Genomic DNA, 1793 nt, shown 5'->3' with positions numbered 1-1793 from the left:
GCGATCGGTGCGGCGAAGGTCAGTGGTTCCCAGATGACGAGGTCGGGTCGCCAGGATCGGGCGAACTCCACCAGGCCCCCGATGATCGGGAAGTTCCCGTAGCGGTGCCAGATGCCCGCCGCCTCGGCGATTCCGGGCTTGAGGTAGTCCCAGGTGGCCTTGGCCGGGTCGTCGAAGGCGTCGTACGGCGCGGAGATACCGGGCCGGTTGGCCTCGATCTCCGCCTCCTCCTCCGTCATCTGCAGGTCGCGGTCGTGCCCGACCGGGACGGCGGTCAGACCCGCCTGGGTGATGACATCGGAGAAAGAGGGCTGGCTGGCGACGCACACCTCGTGGCCGGCGGTGCGCAGTGCCCAGGCCAGTGGCGCCATGTAGAGGAAGACCGTCTTCGACGGGTTCAGCGCGAACAGGACACGCATCCGGACTCTCCTTTCGGCTGGATGTCAGCGGTCGGCGACACGGCGTTTGGCGGTGAGCTCCTCCAGCCGGGGGACGAGCTGGTTGGGGGTGGGCAGGGCACGGATCTCGTCGCGGAGCGACACGGCGCGCTCGCCGAAGCCCGGCTCGTCGAGCAGGCGCAGCACACCGGCGCGGACGCTCTCCCCGGTGGCCCGGTCGGCGCGGATGGTCAGCGACCCGCCCTGCGCGGCGGCGCGGCGGGCCAGCTCGGGCTCGTCGAAGTCCCACGGCACGGTGAGCTGGGGGACGCCGTGCAGGGCGCTGGTCAGGAAGGTGCCGGGCCCGGCGTGATTGATGATCACCGAGCAACTGGGGACCAGCGCGTGCAGCGGGACCCAGGACACGATCCGGGCGTTGCCGGGGACGCTGGTGAGCTTCCGCTGCGCGGACTCGGCGATGGTGGCGACGACCTCGACGTCGAGGTCGGCCAGAGAGTCCAGGATGTCCCGCACGTCGGCGGCGTAGCCGGCGTAGCGGTCGGTGGCGGTGGTGCCCAGGGTCAGGGCGACGCGGGGGCGCTCGGGTGCGGCCCACAGCCACTTCGGTACGGCGGCGACACCGCCGTAGGGGACGTAGCGCATCGGCAGGTAGTCCAGACCGGCGTCCATGCTCAGCGACGCGGGGAGCTGGTGGACGGTGAACTGGCCGGTCAACAGGTCTTCGGTGAAGTCGAATCCGTACTTGCGGGCGTAGGGGCCGAGCCAGTCGGCCATCGGGTCGGCGCGGTCGTCCTTCGGGCGTTCGGCCTTGAGCCGCAGGTAGTGCTCGCGGGCGACGCCGAAGACGTCGACGCTCCACACCAGACGCGCGTGCGCGGCGCCACAGGCCTCGGCGGCGATGCCTCCCGCGTAGGTGTTGGACTCCCAGACGACCAGGTCGGGCCGCCAACCGCGGGCGAAGTCGACCAGGCCGGCGATCATCGGGAAGTTGTCCAGCTGGTGCCACTGCTCCACGAGGGTCGCGTACCCGTCGCGCATCTTCTCCCAGTCGACGGCCGCCGGATCCACCGCGGCGTCGTACGGCGCGGGCAGCCCGGCCCGCTCGGCCTCGACCTGCTCGATGTTGAGCTCCGCCAGCCGCCAGGTGGAGGGGTCACGACCGACCGAGACGGCGGTCAGGCCGGCCTGGGTGACGACGTCGGCGAACTTGGGCTGGACCGCGACGCGCACCTCGTGGCCGGCCGTGCGCAGCGCCCAGGCCAGCGGAACCATCGCGTGGAAGATGGTCTTGTCCGGGTAGGTGGTGAACAGGATGCGCATGGTGGTGGTGTCTCCCGATCCCGCGTCAGCGGTGTTTGGCGGTGAGTTCTTCGAGCTGGGGGATGAGCTGGTTGG

Annotated in this window: 1 protein-coding gene and 1 pseudogene; both read right to left on the bottom strand. The window is 70.9% G+C overall.

Annotated elements, in window-relative coordinates; genetic code table 11:
• Positions 1-419 (bottom strand): annotated as a pseudogene (locus AB0J58_RS44875) (glycosyl transferase); the annotation flags it as partial.
• Between the two features lie 24 nt (positions 420-443).
• Entirely contained in the window at positions 444-1718 is a 1275-nt protein-coding gene (locus AB0J58_RS44870) for an activator-dependent family glycosyltransferase (protein WP_364227938.1), read from the bottom strand.
• Positions 1719-1793 lie beyond the last annotated feature (75 nt).

Origin of the sequence: Streptosporangium sp. NPDC049644, from assembly GCF_040675205.1 — a bacterium.
GTDB classification, from domain to species: Bacteria; Actinomycetota; Actinomycetes; order Streptosporangiales; family Streptosporangiaceae; genus Streptosporangium; species Streptosporangium fukuiense.
The sequence above is the reverse complement of the archived record's forward strand: the minus strand, read 5'-3'. Positions and strand labels throughout refer to the sequence as shown.